The organism is Caulobacter segnis (assembly GCF_029543125.1).
GTDB lineage: Bacteria > Pseudomonadota > Alphaproteobacteria > Caulobacterales > Caulobacteraceae > Caulobacter > Caulobacter segnis_D.
In genome coordinates this window covers 698,735-714,215 of the sequence record NZ_JARQWW010000001.1, presented here as the reverse complement: position 1 = coordinate 714,215, position 15,481 = coordinate 698,735, and the positions used below count along the sequence as shown (strand labels likewise).

Below are 15,481 nucleotides of genomic sequence, written 5' to 3'. Positions count from 1 at the left end.
TAGAGGTATCAAATCTATCAAATCTATCAATACTAATATTTTGCAAAATGCCCACATCAGTTGGTAGGGGTGGGTGTCTCAAGCCCCCGGGAACCGGGCGAGGAGCCAGAAAGGCCAGATGGACAAGGACATCCTGACCACCGCCGAGGCCGCCAAGATACTCGGGGTGTCGACCCGAACGGCGCAGCTCTTGATCGAGGGCGGCTCAGTGCCGTCCTGGAAGACGCCAGGGGGGCACCGACGGGTCTACCGTGCCGACGTGGAGGGGTTGATCGACCTGCCGCTGGCCGCCGCCGCCGCGCCGCCGTCGGCGCGCATCCTGGCGGTCGCGTCCGCGCCACGCGCCGCGCTTTACCGGGACCTGGCCGTGGGCTTGGCCGAGGGTGAGGCTTTGGTGTTCGACGACCCATCGGCCGCCGAGCGCGCCCTGAGCCAGGCCCCCCCCAGGATCCTCATCATCGACATCGACGGCGCCGACCCGGCCCGGATGGACCAACTGCACCGCCTGGCGGACGAAGCCTCCGGCGTCCGGATTCTGGCCGTGGGCGCCGGCTCGGCGGGCGATTTGCCCCGCGCGCGGGCCGTGGAGACCCCCAAGGCGGCCTTCGAGGCGGCCAGGGAGGTCTTGGGCCAGGGCCTCGACAAGGCCGCGGCCGCGCCGTACCCGCTGGCCCTCAACGAAGCTCACCGCTTGGTGGCCCTGGAGCGCACGGGGCTGCTCGACACGCCGCCGGAGGAGGCCTTCGATAGGCTCACCTGGCTGGCGGCCCGGGCGCTGGAGGCGCCCATATCGCTCGTCACCCTCCTCACGCCGGCGCGCCAGTGGTTCAAGTCGCGTCTTGGGTTGGACATGGCCGAGACCCCGCGAAGCTGGGCGTTTTGCAATTACACCCTCATGGGCAAAGAAGTGTTCTCGGTCGAGGACCTCTCGGCCGATCCGCGCTTCGCCGACAATCCGGCGGTGGCGGCCGACGACGGCTTTCGCTTCTACGCCGGCGCGCCGATCCTCGACGAGGATGGCTATCCGGTGGGCTCCTTATGCGTCATCGACCGCAAGCCGCGCGTACTGACCTCCGATCAGTCGCGGGCCCTGATGGAGCTGGCGAGGATGGGATCCACCGAGGTTCGCCTGCGCGGCGCGCAAAGGCGTCTTCGCCAGGCCACGGGGCGCGGCGACGCCAAGGCGCCGCCGCCCGCGCCGCCCCGCCGCGGCTGAAGCGAGACGAAGGACAGATCGGGCGACCAGGACGGCGCCGCCGTCGACCGCCGCGTGCTGCGCGGATGGAGGCGGCGTGGCGACTTCAGGAGCGAGGCGGGTTCAGGCCTCGCCGTCCAGGTCGACCATGTAGCGGTCCAAAAGCGCGTTGAACTTGTCCGCCGCCCCCCAGTGCGCCGCGTGCCCCGCGCCGGTGAGCCGGAAGCATTGACGCCGCCACAGGTTTCCCCAGGACAGGCCGTCCAGATAGTCGAGCCGGATCAACATGTCGTCGAACCCGTTGATGACCGCCGTCGGGACCTTGGTGCTTTCCACCACCTCGCGCTGGTCAGCGCCGTCCCCCTGGCGCGCGGCGGCGAAGAGCGCCGGCCGAAAGCGGCGGTCGGTTCGGGCGATGGCCCGCGTCAGGAAATCCGGCGGCGATGCGCCGAACATCATGGCGGCGAAGACGTCGGCCTCGTAGGCGGACAGCACGCCCTGGCCCGGCAGGCCCGCGGCCGGGGAGCTGGGGAAGCCGTCGGCGAACCGGCCGGGACGCACCGGCGGGGTTCCGATCAGGACCAGGCCGCGCACGAGCGCGAACCGCGCGAGCATCTCGATGCCGACGTGTCCCCCAAGCGACCAGCCGACGATGACCGCCTGGTCTACCCCAAGGCTATCGAGCGCCTCCATGACGCAATCAGCCAGCCCGGAGCGGTTGTAGGTGCGCTCCGGATCAAAGGCGTCCCCGGACGCCCCATGCCCGGGCAGGTCCAGGCGGATCATCCTGCGCCCCCTCAAAAGCGGGCTCGACACCTGGCGGTCGAAGACCTGCCGGCACGAGGAGTTGCCGTGGATGAAGACGATGGGCGTGCCATCGCCAGGGATGTCGTCCACCGCCAGCGCCGCGTGGGTGGTGCGTACGAAACCCGACAGCGCCCGGGCGCGACTGTCCCGCGGTTGATGGCCGCGCGCTCGCTCAGCGGGGATGGGCGACGAGGTGTCCTTGGGTGACGTCATGGCTGCTGCTCCAAGGATCGAGCACAGCGCGCGATCCAGCGCCTTGCGGTGCGGCAGGGCCGTTTCGTCCGCGTTTCGAGGGGGCTGGTCTCGATTTCAGCCGTAACGAAGCGCTTGCCCGCGACGACGCGGTGTCACTGGCAGGTGAGGGGGACGCTCGCGGCTCTAGGCAGGCCTTGGCTGAGTCTGCTTCGGGCGGCCTTGATGGCTGGGCCTGGCGTCAATCAATGTCGTCGAGCGGCGGGCAGGCCTTTCGGCGCCGCCCTCCTGGATCCGAAGCGCTGACGAAAGCTAGAGCCGCCCCTCGTTGATCAGCTTTGCGAGGGCGTCATCAACCCTGGTTTGCCAGCCGGCTCCGGTTGAACGGAGGTGGTCGAGAACTTCGGGCCTGAGTCGGATGCTCACCGGCCTCTTTGGCTCCTCAACCTTCGGCCGACCAGGCGTACGCTTGGCCTTAATCAGAAAGGCAGGCCCCAAGGCTTCACCAGCCGGTCGCGCGCGCGCGAAGAACGCGTCGTCGAGTTCGGGAGATTCTGCGTCGGTGTTCTCACGATTGGGTCGCTTGGGCATATTTCTTGGCCTCTCTTCCATTGGCTTTGCGGAAGCTAATGACGCGGATGCCGTCCTTGGTTTCGGTAAACACCAACACGAACAGACGAGCGCCGATGTAGCCAAGGGCGATCCAGCGATCCTCGCCATAGTCGAACCGCTCATCAGGTGCGACTAGCGCCGTATCCCAGATGAAGCCCTCGACCCTCGCGAACGGCAGGCCACGTTCAGCCTCGTTCCTGGCGTTTTTGTCCGGATCGAACGTAACTTCCATCGGATTTTCGTATATACGTTAATTGGGATGGCGTGCAACATATTTGTATATACGAAAATTCCGCGTATGCCGGGCGCTATGCTCCTGCGCGGAGACCAACGTCAGTAGCTGCACCCTATAACGGACGCGACGACCGCCATCGGCTCAAGGCGGTCACTAGTTAGGTCTGCTTTCGACTGCCGAACTATCAGTTGTCCGGACAGGTCACCGCTTGCGGAATGCGTGCATCGCCAACAAGCTAGCGCTTGATTGCCTTACTGTATTGGGGAGCTCGATATGATTGACCGAGAGGCCCGCAGAGCGGCGGCCGATTTAGTGCGGCGTCTTCGGGACGGCCTTCTCACAAACTACCAATTTGAAAGCGCTTGGCCTCATAGCTCGACGGACCGGGCGCTTCGTGCGGTGGCCTCGATGATCTGGGGCCTCTATGACGACCGCAGAGAGCACGCTCTCGTTGGGGAGGATGGTGTGGACGCCAATCGTCGGTCCGACCTGGCGCGCTATGCGGCCTTCCTGGATACCGACCTTCCCTACTCGTGGTCGAGGGACAACTTCGTCGGCATCGCTGGTCTTGGTGTTCTCGTCCCACTGAGCCTCGGGTTGCTTTGGCCGCTGGACCACTGGATTAAGGCGCGCATCAGACGGGCTGACGACCGTTTTGCCGCCGAAGGCGAAGTCGCAGCATGGCCGTTTATGAACGCCGCTGACTTCATGGCGAGTTCGGTTGAGCCTCACCAGTAATAATGCCCCGCTCAAGCCGTGGTGCACTTCAGCCTTGCGGCCGAGACACAGGCGGAGACGAGCGACCTCAATCGGCTCGAAGCTGCCGCCAATGACGTCCGCTCCTAGGCCCGCAGATTCTCTGCTGGGCTTCCGGCGTTCAAATGGCCTCGTCAGCGGCGCTCAAGGCTCATGCGCACCCTTGATTAGCGCTCCAGGCAGCTTCGAGCAGCTGAATAGTGCCTGGGAAGATCGCGACCGTGCCGATAGCGAGGGCGACCAAGATCATCGCTTTCAGTCTGCCTCTCGACCAATGATCGGAAGGTTTGGGGTCCTTGGCGCGGCCGTAGGCCGAGCGCCTCAGATAGCGTGGCTAGTGACCACGAGATCAACGCCAACACACATAGCGTCGCCAGCGCGATAAGTACCGGGGACTTGGTTCGGAGGGCGAGGGTGCCCAATGCGAGAGCTACAGCGACCCCCTCAATATACCGGAGCGCGGTTGCCGAGGAATCCTTCCAGGGAATGAAGTATTCAGGTGGTCTCAAGCCTGATGGATGCTCGTCTTTCACAACATCTTCTTCCGTAAAGGATTGGAATGTCATTTTGTGAACCGAGCGGTTAGCGAACCCGAAATGCGGTCGGCGTAAACTCAGGCTGCAGGCCTTCAACACCGTAAGCTGTCAGGTTCGTTTCTGGCCCATGGGCAGCAGGTGCGCCACCTCTCAGCTGGCCGCAGGACCATTTCGGCTCTAAGCGGTCTCTGGTAGTGGCTGCTTTGTGGGCCCGATGTTCGCTCTTTTTGACCTAGCGAAATATCCACTGCGGCCACGAATTCGCCGGAGCTTCCCACCCCGGATAGCTCACGAATAGTGCGAACCAGAGCAGCACCGGCCCCAGGATGATCCCGATGGCGATGATCCGGCTCAGCTCTCGGTTCTCCTCGCGCCAGCCGAGGCCGACCGCGACAAGCGGCCCGACGAACCAGGCGATAACGAAAGCCCTCACCAGCCAACCTGACGACGACCACCCGAAAGCTCCGACGGAGATACTGATGAATGCGTGAAATAGGCCGACCAGGAGGGCCGCGTAGAAGCCCGCGTCGATGGCGACAGACTTGAGTTTCATTTGCCGGTTCCCTATAGCCGCGAGAGCAGCGACAGCGTCTATCAATGTAGCTTGGCGGCGTTCGGGGGCTGGTGTCCAGTCAAGCAACTCGGGCTTCCACCTCATTCTGACGCCGCCGGTGATGCTCGGCTGCCGCTGATGCTGAATGAGCGAACCATGCTGTCGAAGCCGGCTCTAAGCGGCTGTCGAGAAGGTCAGCCTTCAGACAGGCGAGTGAGATGAGATGTTGGTCGAAGGATGCTGAATCACATCGCTCCGCAGCTGCCACGCGGTTGCGCAGAGAGCATCAAGCGATGCGTTTAGGGCAATCAGATCAGCGTCCGTAACTTTCTCAAACCCGAAGGCTAGCCCCTTCTTTGGGGTTTCAGACTGCTGGCGAAACAGCTCGCCGTCGCTGTCGATATACCACGGGTCGTGAGTGATCCGGTTCCTAGCCTGGGCAACCTTGTCAGCGTCATCCTCGAGGGCTTGAAGCCGGGTGGCAAAAGCTATGAGCTTACCGTTGGTGGCGAGCTCGCTTCGGACGCGTTCGAAACGCTTCGAGTATTGAACAATCTTCGATGTCTCTGCTGACGCTGTCGCCGGGTCAGTCCCAAGCGCCTCCATATGATCAAATCTAGTACATGTTCGAATTGGCCCCAAAGCGTCGACATCCGCCCGATACAAGCAAACACGGGGTGCGCTTCAGGTAGCTGATAGAAACTCTTCGCTGTCGCTTGGACCGTCGCGGGAGCTAATTGGATCGAAGCGCTAGCTCCAATCTGCGGAAGGGTGTCATCGGTCATATGGCTCGTCATCGCTCTCTTCGAGCGCCTCGTCTTTCGCTTCCTGATACGCTTCGGCGTAGGCTTGGCAGCCCTCGATGAATGACTGGCTGTTCCCGTCGCACTCGCCGCTCTCGGTAACGCCATTTTCTTCCGCCCACTGGTAGCCGGCGTCGTGTCCGGCGCAGTCGTCAGTGCAGCCATAAGGGCTGCCGATTCCCTCGTATGTCGTTCCGGCCACAGCACCAGCCGCGGCTTCTTCGGCACGATCTTCCGCCTCATCGGAGTAATTTGTGGTGTAGCCGGAGTACGTGTCGGCCGAGGCTGAGCGCTTGTCTTCGTTGCACTTCGAAATCGCGAAGCTGCCGAGCGCGAGCGCAAATAGCCATCTCCATGCATTGCCACCGTCGCTCATATGCTCGCCCCAGTTCCTCCAACTAGAGACCGTGCGCGCTTATAGTGGAGCTTTGCAACTGGATGCGTCGGCGTGTCGCGGGGCGCAACCCTGAGTTTACAGTTGCGGGGCTCGTATGCCACGTTCGCGCAACGAGCGGGGGCTCCATGGTCAACAACTTCGCGTCTTACAGCACGCTCTACTTCTGCGCGGTCGGAGTCTTGCTGCTGTCTGCTGGTCTGGCTCACAGCCACCCTGGCGGTCTCAATGCCGAGGGATGTCACAATGATCGAAAGCGGGGTGGCTACCACTGCCACCGCGCTTCTACTGCGAGCTCGCGCGCGGCGTACGTAACGCCCATCCAAGCGGCCGGCGGTGGCGGGAGGTTTCGCAATTGTTCGGAGGCACGAGCTGCCGGTGCCGCACCGGTGTATCGCGGTAGTCCGGGCTACGGGCGCCATCTAGACCGCGACGGCGATGGGGTTGGCTGTGAACGCTAAGTTGGCCGAATGGAGGGCGTGACTAACGGCGCTCTTCCTATGTGGCCTTGGCGCTCACCTGCACCACGTAATCCGTGCCGCAAACCATCGGTTGCGGGCGCGGTGGCGTGATGCGTAGGATTGCAAGCGTGGCCGTAGAAGCGCCCCGTTGGCTGGAGTCCAAGCATGCGCGCCGCCGCGACCCTTCATCCGATCTGGTGGACTCTGCTGCTGGGGATCAGCTTCTTCACGCCGCCTCTCGTACTGCTGCCGGACTTTGGGTCGAATCCCTGGCCGACGGCCTTGGGAATGTCCGTGACCGCTGCCGTTCCGACAGCTTGGCTTTACGCGATCTATGACCTTGCCTCGGCGGCGCCGGTGAACACGGGCCGGGGCCGGGCGCTGTTTATCCTTCCCCCTGTCTGCACTGTTGCAGGCGTTGCGGCGACCTACGTCGCGGCAGCTGGGTCGACCTTGCACTCCGCCGGCGGCGTTGTGTTTTCGCTGGGTGCGGTCAGTTACTTCCTGTGCCTGTGGGCGGCGGCGACGGCGCTGGAGCGGGCTGACACTGATGGCGGCAAGGTTGAAGGCGCACGGCTTTTCGCGACGGTCGCCGCGATGTTGTACAATCTGATTGGCATGTGGGCGCTAAGCGGCAAGCTGCGGCGTGTGGCTGCCCGGCTGCCGGCCTGCGGGGCCTGATCCAGGATGGACACGTCGTGGTCGCATGCCTCGCCGACCACATCCTCGCAGGCGGGGCAGCATCGGAGAGCCAAGGCCCGCAGTGACCTTCCCAATCCGGCTCATAGGTGCCGCTTGGCAGGTCCGCTTGTGCCGGCCGGAAGTCGCTGGAGGACGTCATCGGGGGAAGAGTAGTTCGGCCGACGTTCTTCCGAGGGATGCGGAGGGAAAATCATGTCAGAGATCGGGCATGCGCCGCTCCCTGTCAGTCAGCAAGTCAATGCTCATCGCCACGCTGGTGATGCTGGGCGGGCCGGCTTTGGCGGAGCCAACGGCCGCTCTCCAGTCGAGCAGTGCTGACCGTCCCTTCTTCAGCGTCCAAGGCGAACTTCAGAGCCGCGGCTACGTGGAGGAAGAGTGGATCGTAAACGGGCAGGCACGGGCACATGCCGTCCCCTACGGCGGCAGGAGGACCGGGACGTTCGTCGGTGAGCCAGCGCCCTATGTGACCCGCATCCTTGTCCGACGCCCGCTTTCTCCTGGCCGCTTCAACGGCGTCGCCGTTGTAGAGTGGGAAAACGTCTCGAACGGGTTTCCCTCCGGCAACATCTGGCTCGCCGGTTCGGAACACTTGATGCGCGCCGGATACGTCTGGGTTGGCGTCACTGCGCAAGGTTTCGGCGGGGCGGAGCGGCTTCGGAATTGGAACTCTTCTCGCTACGGACGCCTGGCCATCCCCAATGGTGGGAAGATGGCGGCGGAGCCGTATGCGCTCGGAATCTTCGATGACGTCGGCCGGCTTCTGCGCGCTCAGGAAGGTCCGCTACGTTCTGTTGGCGGTCCGAAGCACCTCGTCGCGGCGGGTCAATCGCAAAGCGGCATCTGGCTGACGACCTACCTCAACGCGGGCCTTGCCGCGGACGGACCATTCGATGGCTTTGTGCTGTCAGCCGCGATTGGGAGCGTAATCGCCGGCGATCTTAGCAAGCCAGTGCTGCGGATCGTCCCAGAGGGCGACGTTCGGGGTGACGAGGCGTCCATGCATATCCCTGACGGCCCGCTCTTCAGGCAGTGGGAGATCGCCGGAGCGTCCCACGTCGACCGCGACCTGCGCAGCGCCAGGGAGCCGCTGGAGTTGCGCGACCTCGGTCAGTCCACCCAAGCCGCTATAGCGGGAACCTGCAAGGAGACCGCGATTGGAACGACCACGCCCGCGAGGTTTGTTCTTCATGCAGGCTTCGAGGCGATGCGACGGTGGATTGAAAGCGGAGTTCCGCCCAGATCAATTCAGCGTCTCGCGCGCCGCCGCACGACCGGTGGTTCTACAGAGCTCGTTCGAAGCGATACGGGGCGCGTCGTCGACGGAATTCAGTTGCCCACATACACCGCGCCGATCGGCATAGACGTCGGAGCGAACTCCGGAGGGCCGGGCTGCGCGAGCCAGGGCTATCATCGGCCCTTCACGCCGGCGCAGATGGCAGCAGTTTACAGTTCAGCTGGGGACCGCGCGCGGCGTCTCCGTTCTGCAGCTACAGAACAAGTCCGACAAGGTGTCCTTCTTCGAAGCGATGTCAGTGCGTTGATGGAGGGGGCGAAGGTCGGTCGCTGGTGATGCCGGAAGCGGCTCATAGCCGTCACTGAAAAGGTCTGCTCTGTGCACCGTTCAAGTGCGCAACCAATATTGGTCGCCTCCGGTGTGGGACAGTCAGTACGTCCGACGAGTTGGACGTCGATGCCGTCCATGAAGCGATCCAAGAACTCATTGGAGGATCCGCTTTAAGGGCGGAAACCAAGGTCTAATCCCGCGACAAACGAACAGTCTAGAAAGGTCCGGTAAACCGGCCTGGTGAGAGCTACTCGGCATGTTGTGAATTGTGTGGTCACCGCTAATCTATGCAGATCGAGCCCCTTAACTAGCAAGAGGACACCGAATGGCCGGACTCCCCTATGTGACTTCGCCGGGGAATATCGATCGCGCGCTCAATGGCATCAAGCAGGCTGCCGTCCCGGAGCGAGTTAGCCAGGACTTCGTCAAGACGATCTTGAAGATACCCGGTGGCTCCGGTGATCAGATGACGACGTTCCTAAAGAAAATCGGCTTCGCAGGTGTCGATGGAACGCCAAGCGATATCTACAAGAAATTCCGAAACCCCGCCCAATCGGGTGCTGCGGCTGCCGCTGCTATTCGCAGCGCTTACGCGCCACTCTATATTCGCAACGAGTTCATGCATGAATTAGCCGACGACGCGCTCGTTGGCTTGATTACTGAGGAAACCGGCCTGGCGCATGATTCTGCACCGGTCAAAATGACCTTCAATTCGATCAAGCACCTTAAAGCGTTCGCAAACTTTAAGCAGGGAGCGGACCCAGCCACGGTTGCCACTCCGGTCCAGCAAGATCAAAATCAAGGGCGCCGCCATCACGAGGAACCGAAGCATCAATCACATGGAATTGGCCTGAACCTTGGCTACACCATCAACTTGAATCTTCCCGCAACGGCAGATCCAGAGGTCTTTGATGCGATATTCAAAAGCCTGAAAACACATTTGCTGCGGCCTGACGATGCCTAGTCGTCCAGACGGTCTTATTCGGGCGTTCGGGATGACCGGGCTCCAAATTGCTACCAGCATGGCCAAAGTCGAGAAAAGGTACGGCATTGACTTGGGCTGCATGCCTGGGGCCCCTCATGGGCGAAAAGCAACTGAGTATGAGCAATTTGAAGCATCAACGCGTGCCGAGGCCGCGCGAATGTCTGAATTCTACGAGGTTTTTTATTGTCTTGAGAATTCAATTAGGGGCCTAGTTTCTGACATACTTTTTGACGCTGAGGGCGTCGACTGGTGGTATAGCGATAGAGTCGATGAGAAGCGCTTAAGGGAGCCAGTGATACTACGTCGCAAAAAGGAAATCGATAGCGGCATAACACCGAGATCTGAGCGACTAATCGATTATACTACGTTCGGAGAGTTGTCTCAGCTCATCACAGATAACTGGGATTTGTTCGATCCAGTTTTTAACTCGAAGACAGCTGTTAGCAATGTATCGAACCAACTCAATCTTTTGAGAGGGCCGATTGCTCATTGCAATCCCACTGATGAACTAGAGCAAGACAGACTAAATCTGGCGGTTAGGTCTTGGTTCCGCCTGTTGTCATAGAGAATCAGAGCATCGAGTCCTTGGAGCTCACCTAATGTCCGGAGGTGGTGCGATCCGTCAGCAGATGAGGGGCGCTAGTGATGCTGGGCGAGCGACCTGAACTGCAAGGTCGGCGCGAAGCCGCAGCAGGCGAGGGCGCGCTACGGCTCTAACCCGCCATTGCCAGAGTCAGTTTGCCGCCATCGCTTGATATCAAGCGCAGCGTGACTTGGCCCTGCTTGATGGTTCCCTATCTAGGGAAGCATGGCCTCATGGATTCAATACCTGGTTTCATTCGCTGCACTAGTAATAATCGTGCCGGGTGTTGCCTGGCTCGCGAGGCGGCTCGGCTCGAAAGCCAAAGGGGGCGTTATGCTGGCCTCGGTGCTTCTTGGCCTGGGCTCAGTTGTAGATCCACCGTCTAAGCATGCGATAGAGGCGGCAGAGCCCGCCAAAGGCGAGCCGGAGAACGATGAGCCGCCGCTTGATGCTTGAACCGCATCGAGCCTCCACTCGACGTCGGCCTGTGGCGAAAAGCACAACTTCAACTGCCGAAAGCGGCTCTTAGCGGGCGTAGAAAATATCCGCTCCCGGGTAGAACCACGGCGCACACAACGCGTCAGCTTTGATCCGCATCTCTCCCAGGCAGCCTGATGTCCGGGCCAGGTTGACGCGGCTTTTAGACCGTCAGCTGTATGGATCGATGATCCCACAAGACCCCAAGACGCGACCCTGGGAGAGGAAGCCAGAGAACATCTGGCTTCAGCCAACAGAACTTGGCTGGCCACGAAAGCTGCTCATCTTGAGCGCGATCATCATCAACGCTGTGTTCGGGCTATGGTCGGCGGTCGCCTGGGTGGCGGTCATCGGTGGCGCAGCTCTGATCTATCGACGTGCGACGTCTCGGAAGGCCAAGCCGGGGCCGGATGTCCAGCCTTGAGCGGTGGGCTACTCGCTTTGAGTGAACTCCCGCCACGCTTCCAGAGCTGCAATTTTCGTGGTGAGGCCTTTTATGGCCCGCTCCTGTTCCCAGTTACATGAGAGCTTGGGAGGGCTGCCATGTTGCCGACAATTCTAATCCTTCTGGTCGCCTTCGCTTGGTGGATGCCTTCAAGCTGGCTGGGCCTCTTCTTCCAGCAACTAGCGGAAAGGGCGGTCCGTAGGTTTGCGAAGGTTCACCCCCTAACCTTTGTAAGCTTCTTTGTAGTGGCCGCGGCGTTCGCGGGACTGATTGCGTACGGCCAGCTCGAGGGCCTCATAATGGCCGGCCTCGCAGCGCCCGAGGCTTTCGCAGTATTTCTAGCGGTCGATGTCGGAATGGCCGTCGAACTGCTGGCAGTGACATGGCTCGCAGCAAGTAGGGTCAGTTATACGAGGGCGGTTCAGCGTCTGCGTAATATCATAGAGAAGCTGGCGATCTGGCGCGGACGTGCTCCACGGGCACGCCGTGAACGTCAGTCGTCACCCCGCACCCGCATGCCGGCTAATGATGATGACGACCCAGCTCGAACAAATGCGCCGCAGCCTGTCGCCTCTGCCGCTTGGCGCGGAAGCTATGCGCGCACTCTCGATCTTCGCGTGCTGATAAACGCAGTTGACGCAGAGCGAATGACTGGAGGGGCCGGAGCCGGCTCTTAGCTGTCGTTAGCAAGGTCGCGTCAAATTCTCGGCGCCATCATCGCTTGCTATGAGCATCAAGATCAATGGATGGTGGTGAAGCTTCGCCTTAGAAGCGCTTTGCTCCTCGAAGGACCATGCCGCGCCACTCATTGCTCCGTCCGGCTCGCTGGACGCTATTTTTCCTGATTTCCTATTTTTTGCCGGTCCTTATGGCCTCCATCGGGTCTCAGGCCGGGCCAAGCCCACTAGTCGCGGGTATGACCCTTTTTGCTGTGATCGGTATTCCAACATTTTGGATGTACTCGATCTTTGACCTCGCTTCAGGCACTCAGCCGCAGGATGGCGAAAGACGATGGTTGTTCATCTTGCCGCCGACTTTGCTAGGCATCGGTCAGAGCCTAAGTGTCACAAGCCCTGACGGCCAATCAGCCCTGTCAGCCATCGGCAGCTTCATCGCCCTTGGCGGCGCGTTCAGCTATCTGCTCTGCCTCTGGAAATCTTCAGGCGCTCTCATCCGCGCAGACTCGCCTGATGGGACAATCAACGGGTGGCAACGGTTCTCCATTGTGCTGGCGCTGCTCTACACAATCATTGGTGTGTGGGCGCTGCAGGGTAAGTTTCGGCGGGTGGCGGCGAAGTCCGCCGCTTAGCCGGTGTAGTCAGCTGCCAACGACTGTGTGCTGGCTGAAGGTGTTGAGGCGCAAAGCGTCAATGAACGAGATCGACGAGCGACCGATCAGCCTGCGTTGGAGACTCTGCCTTTTCGCTATTATGGCTGTGGTCTTCTTTGCTTTTGCCTTCTCAGGTCAGGCTGACAGAGGGTTTGTCGCCTCCATCATGGTCGCGGTGATCGTGGTGACCGCTTATCTCAGATGGGACTTGCGCGAACAGGGTTGGTATTGGCCTTTCTTCGCATTCGTGATCGTCGGTCATACGCTAGTGCTCTTCGCGGTCGACTGGAGCATTCAAGTGAAGCCAACCATCCTGCTGGCTCCTATCGCCTTTGTGCATTTCGCTATGCTGCTGGGCGTCGTCTTCCTCCTTGAGAAGATTTTCCAAAAGCCTTCGTCATAGGTCGGCCGGGAACACCTGATGGCGCCGATCCGCCAGCAGGCGAGGGGCCGCCCGCGGCTCAAAGCAGTCAGATCTAAGGACCGCTAAGTGGAGGAGGCGTCAGCCGCTAAGGCGCGCCGGCACACTTAGTTTTCTAGCGCTCGGGTCACGCGCCTTTTGGCGTAGGCGACCGTGAGCCTCTCGTAGCGTGGAAGCCATTCGCCAATCCCGTTGAGTGCCTGGAGAGCAGCCTGAAAGGCTTTAGGCGCTGCGCTAAATTTGAAGTCCAAGAGCTCTATCTCGCTAGGTTCCATTGGCCAGTGGCGATCGCCGTCATAGTTTGTGGTTCGCAGTTCGCCGTCGATACCAACCTTCCAGTTGGGGAAGGGTAGGTCTGCTGGAATTGGAAAGCCGCAATCCACGACAGTCCAGTCACCATGAAAGAAGAGGGAGTCCTGGGTTGTGCCGATCAGGGCAACCTCGTCTTCAATAAGCGCCGCGATAGTGGGTCGCTCAGTGCGCAATGAGCGAAAGAGGAAGATGTCGAGGCCGCTAGGCTTGAGCACGACACCGTATCCCAGCCGGCCGTCTGGCGCGGTTATCTCGAAAAGATCACCTCGGCCGAGTCGGCCCCTCCGGGGAATGTCCCTTCGCATACGGTGTCCCTGAGTTTGATTGCACTGGTCAGCACTCCGAGCAGGGCTGGCGGTACCCGGCTCAAAGCCGCTCTTGGCAGCGGCTGCATTAGGACCCTTAGCGTCGGTTAATAGCCGTACTTTTTCGGATCGCGCAGGATCGTATCGGCGGTCTCGGAGCCGACCTCAACCTCCGAAAGAAGCGCCACCATAGACTCTCGGTCCCGTCGCTTTGCGGCTTGATCGAAAGCGTCGATCAGGCCGCATGTAAAGAGCCGCTCGTTGACGGTCATGCCGCTCAAGTCGAGATTTGCCATGGGCCGACATTAAGCGGAGCGGTGGCGACTGCAAGCTCACGTATTGGCGGGCCGGGCGGCCGCTCTTGGCGCATTGCAAGCGGACGGGGGACCGTACTCGGCTCAAAGCAGCCATTTTGAAGGACCGCTAGCTCGAAGGCACGGGCTCGCAGCCTGTTGAGGCGGCACCTTATCGCTCGCAGCCGATGCCGTCATTGTCTCGGTCAAGGTGAGAACCGTATCCAGGCTGACCGCGATATACGGGAGCGGCACCGGCAGCCCGAGCAGCGGAACAATTTGCGTAGCTGCGCCCGGATTGAGGTGAGGAGACTGCCCTCTTCAGGCTCTTGGGTGGGCTGCTACCACGATGACAATGGTAATCGCCCGTCTTTCGATTGTTGTGGCAACCTTCGCTATTCAGGCCGCCAGGATGGGCCGCAACGGGGCCCCCAGCAAAAGCAGCGGTGATTGCCGGGACCACACCAATCCTCAATATCCTACGCAATTCAGCACCCATAGATCGAGGTGCAAGAGGTCTTGGCCCGTGGCGAGCCGGAAGGCCGTGACGTGTAAGGTGTGTATGTAGTTGAAGGACGCGTATCGGGCTTGCTTCCCGCTTGGCCGGTATAGGGGTTAGTGTTTCCCCGCGTCGTATAATTGTCCGACGTCGTTCCATTTGCCGACGAGCGGTAGTGCGGCGCAACGTAAGTGCCATCGCGCTTCGTGTAGCCGCGAACATATTGATCAGCAGCGGCTACGCTGCCGAATCCAACGGCCAGCGCCGCTGCTATAACTAGAGCTTTCATTTTTCCCTCCCGTCCACCCGTTCTGCGCGGGCGACCCGTGTTCAGTTGGAGGTATATGGTGAAGCTTTGCAACTCCCCGCGTCTACATGACGCATGACACAACTATGCGTCGTCCAACCCGCCCGTTATTGGAACCATAGGGCTTGCATTTCTGAAGCGAGATTTCCGCCTCCGCGGCGCGAGCCAGAGCAGCGCACGCTCATCTGCACGGCAAATGATGGTGCCGAGCGAACGACCTGAGCCGCCAAATCCGGATCTACCCTGTGTCGAGCCTCGTTCGCTTTAAGACCAGGGGCTGCGCGCCGACCCGAGAAGGCACCGGTCCGCGACTTCGCAAATCATCGCTCTCCGAAGCTTGACAGTAGTTAGATCCGCTCGCTACTCGTGGCCGCCACCTATGCGGGAGAAGCTCCAATGCCCTACTACTGCGTGAATCGGAATGCCCAATCGAATGGCGACCACGAGGTCCACGATACAGGTACATGCAAGCGGCTGCCGGATTGGTCGAATCGCGTGGATCTCGGCTATCACGCGACCTGCGCCGGTGCTGTGCAGCAAGCTAAGCGCACTTATGCAAAATCCAACGGATGCGCGTATTGCTGCCCGAGCTGTCACACGAGCTAGTAAATCTGGTGTCTGCTGCGGTGCGGGCCAAGACACCCTCCGCTGCCTCGTCGGCAAGGCGGCTTCCTTCGGCGCATTGCGGCGGTTCGGAATGTCCTCTCACGATAC

The 15,481-nt window shown here is 61.0% G+C and carries 18 protein-coding genes; 9 read left to right on the top strand and 9 right to left on the bottom strand.

Going from position 1 to position 15,481, the window contains the following annotated elements:
• Window positions 1-118 precede the first annotated feature (118 nt).
• Window positions 119-1,216 (top strand): GAF domain-containing protein, encoded by a 1,098-nt coding sequence (locus P7B02_RS03435; protein ID WP_277784903.1) that lies wholly within the window; start codon window positions 119-121, stop codon window positions 1,214-1,216.
• Between the two features lie 102 nt (window positions 1,217-1,318).
• Here the strand turns inward: P7B02_RS03435 and P7B02_RS03430 are convergent, their stop codons facing one another.
• The 3 genes from P7B02_RS03430 to P7B02_RS03425 form a co-directional block, all read right to left on the bottom strand.
• Window positions 1,319-2,215 (bottom strand): alpha/beta fold hydrolase, encoded by an 897-nt coding sequence (locus P7B02_RS03430; protein ID WP_277784902.1) that lies wholly within the window; start codon window positions 2,213-2,215, stop codon window positions 1,319-1,321.
• A gap of 291 nt (window positions 2,216-2,506) precedes the next feature.
• Window positions 2,507-2,785 (bottom strand): BrnA antitoxin family protein, encoded by a 279-nt coding sequence (locus P7B02_RS19665; RefSeq protein ID WP_431355778.1) that lies wholly within the window; start codon window positions 2,783-2,785, stop codon window positions 2,507-2,509.
• A complete protein-coding gene (locus tag P7B02_RS03425; RefSeq protein ID WP_277784901.1) occupies window positions 2,763-3,038 on the bottom strand; it encodes a BrnT family toxin in 276 nt (91 codons plus the stop codon). The genes P7B02_RS19665 and P7B02_RS03425 overlap by 23 nt, the downstream gene beginning before the upstream one ends.
• 411 nt (window positions 3,039-3,449) lie before the next feature.
• Between P7B02_RS03425 and P7B02_RS03420 the strand changes: the two genes are divergently transcribed.
• Window positions 3,450-3,779, top strand: a complete 330-nt coding sequence (locus tag P7B02_RS03420) for a hypothetical protein (protein ID WP_277784900.1) — start codon at window positions 3,450-3,452, stop codon at window positions 3,777-3,779.
• 786 nt (window positions 3,780-4,565) lie between these two features.
• Here P7B02_RS03420 and P7B02_RS03415 read toward each other — a convergent pair.
• From P7B02_RS03415 to P7B02_RS03405, 3 genes are all read right to left on the bottom strand, one after another.
• Entirely contained in the window at window positions 4,566-4,886 is a 321-nt protein-coding gene (locus P7B02_RS03415) for a hypothetical protein (protein WP_277784899.1), read from the bottom strand.
• A gap of 201 nt (window positions 4,887-5,087) precedes the next feature.
• A complete protein-coding gene (locus P7B02_RS03410; protein WP_277784898.1) occupies window positions 5,088-5,492 on the bottom strand; it encodes a hypothetical protein in 405 nt (134 codons plus the stop codon).
• A 168-nt stretch (window positions 5,493-5,660) separates the two neighbouring features.
• Window positions 5,661-6,065, bottom strand: a complete 405-nt coding sequence (locus P7B02_RS03405; RefSeq protein ID WP_277784897.1) for a hypothetical protein — start codon at window positions 6,063-6,065, stop codon at window positions 5,661-5,663.
• Between the two features lie 62 nt (window positions 6,066-6,127).
• On the opposite strand from P7B02_RS03405, the gene P7B02_RS19630 reads away from it, so the two are divergent.
• The 7 genes from P7B02_RS19630 to P7B02_RS03380 all read left to right on the top strand — a co-directional run bounded on the left by P7B02_RS19630 (window position 6,128) and on the right by P7B02_RS03380 (window position 13,033).
• Window positions 6,128-6,544 carry an excalibur calcium-binding domain-containing protein gene (locus tag P7B02_RS19630; protein WP_347276632.1) on the top strand — a complete coding sequence of 139 codons (417 nt, stop codon included), beginning with the start codon at window positions 6,128-6,130 and terminating at the stop codon, window positions 6,542-6,544.
• 165 nt (window positions 6,545-6,709) lie between these two features.
• A complete protein-coding gene (locus P7B02_RS03400) occupies window positions 6,710-7,225 on the top strand; it encodes a hypothetical protein (protein ID WP_277784896.1) in 516 nt (171 codons plus the stop codon).
• 229 nt (window positions 7,226-7,454) lie between these two features.
• Entirely contained in the window at window positions 7,455-8,816 is a 1,362-nt protein-coding gene (locus P7B02_RS03395) for an alpha/beta hydrolase domain-containing protein (RefSeq protein ID WP_277784895.1), read from the top strand.
• Window positions 8,817-9,135: 319 nt separating this feature from the next.
• Entirely contained in the window at window positions 9,136-9,774 is a 639-nt protein-coding gene (locus P7B02_RS03390) for a DUF5343 domain-containing protein (RefSeq protein ID WP_277784894.1), read from the top strand.
• Window positions 9,767-10,360: a Swt1 family HEPN domain-containing protein gene (locus P7B02_RS19660; RefSeq protein WP_431355777.1), complete on the top strand. Its 594-nt coding sequence runs from the start codon at window positions 9,767-9,769 to the stop codon at window positions 10,358-10,360. Before P7B02_RS03390 ends, P7B02_RS19660 begins: the two co-directional genes overlap by 8 nt.
• Window positions 10,361-12,216: 1,856 nt before the next feature.
• Window positions 12,217-12,609, top strand: a complete 393-nt coding sequence (locus P7B02_RS03385; protein ID WP_277784893.1) for a hypothetical protein — start codon at window positions 12,217-12,219, stop codon at window positions 12,607-12,609.
• Window positions 12,610-12,670: 61 nt separating this feature from the next.
• Entirely contained in the window at window positions 12,671-13,033 is a 363-nt protein-coding gene (locus tag P7B02_RS03380; RefSeq protein ID WP_277784892.1) for a hypothetical protein, read from the top strand.
• 125 nt (window positions 13,034-13,158) lie between these two features.
• On the opposite strand, the gene P7B02_RS03375 is transcribed toward P7B02_RS03380, so the two are convergent.
• From P7B02_RS03375 to P7B02_RS19625, 3 genes are all read right to left on the bottom strand, one after another.
• Window positions 13,159-13,578, bottom strand: coding sequence for a hypothetical protein (locus P7B02_RS03375; RefSeq protein WP_277784891.1), 420 nt, complete (start codon window positions 13,576-13,578; stop codon window positions 13,159-13,161).
• 197 nt (window positions 13,579-13,775) lie between these two features.
• Window positions 13,776-13,964, bottom strand: coding sequence for a hypothetical protein (locus tag P7B02_RS03370; RefSeq protein ID WP_277784890.1), 189 nt, complete (start codon window positions 13,962-13,964; stop codon window positions 13,776-13,778).
• 169 nt (window positions 13,965-14,133) lie between these two features.
• Window positions 14,134-14,460 (bottom strand): excalibur calcium-binding domain-containing protein, encoded by a 327-nt coding sequence (locus P7B02_RS19625; protein ID WP_347276631.1) that lies wholly within the window; start codon window positions 14,458-14,460, stop codon window positions 14,134-14,136.
• Window positions 14,461-15,481: the final 1,021 nt, after the last annotated feature.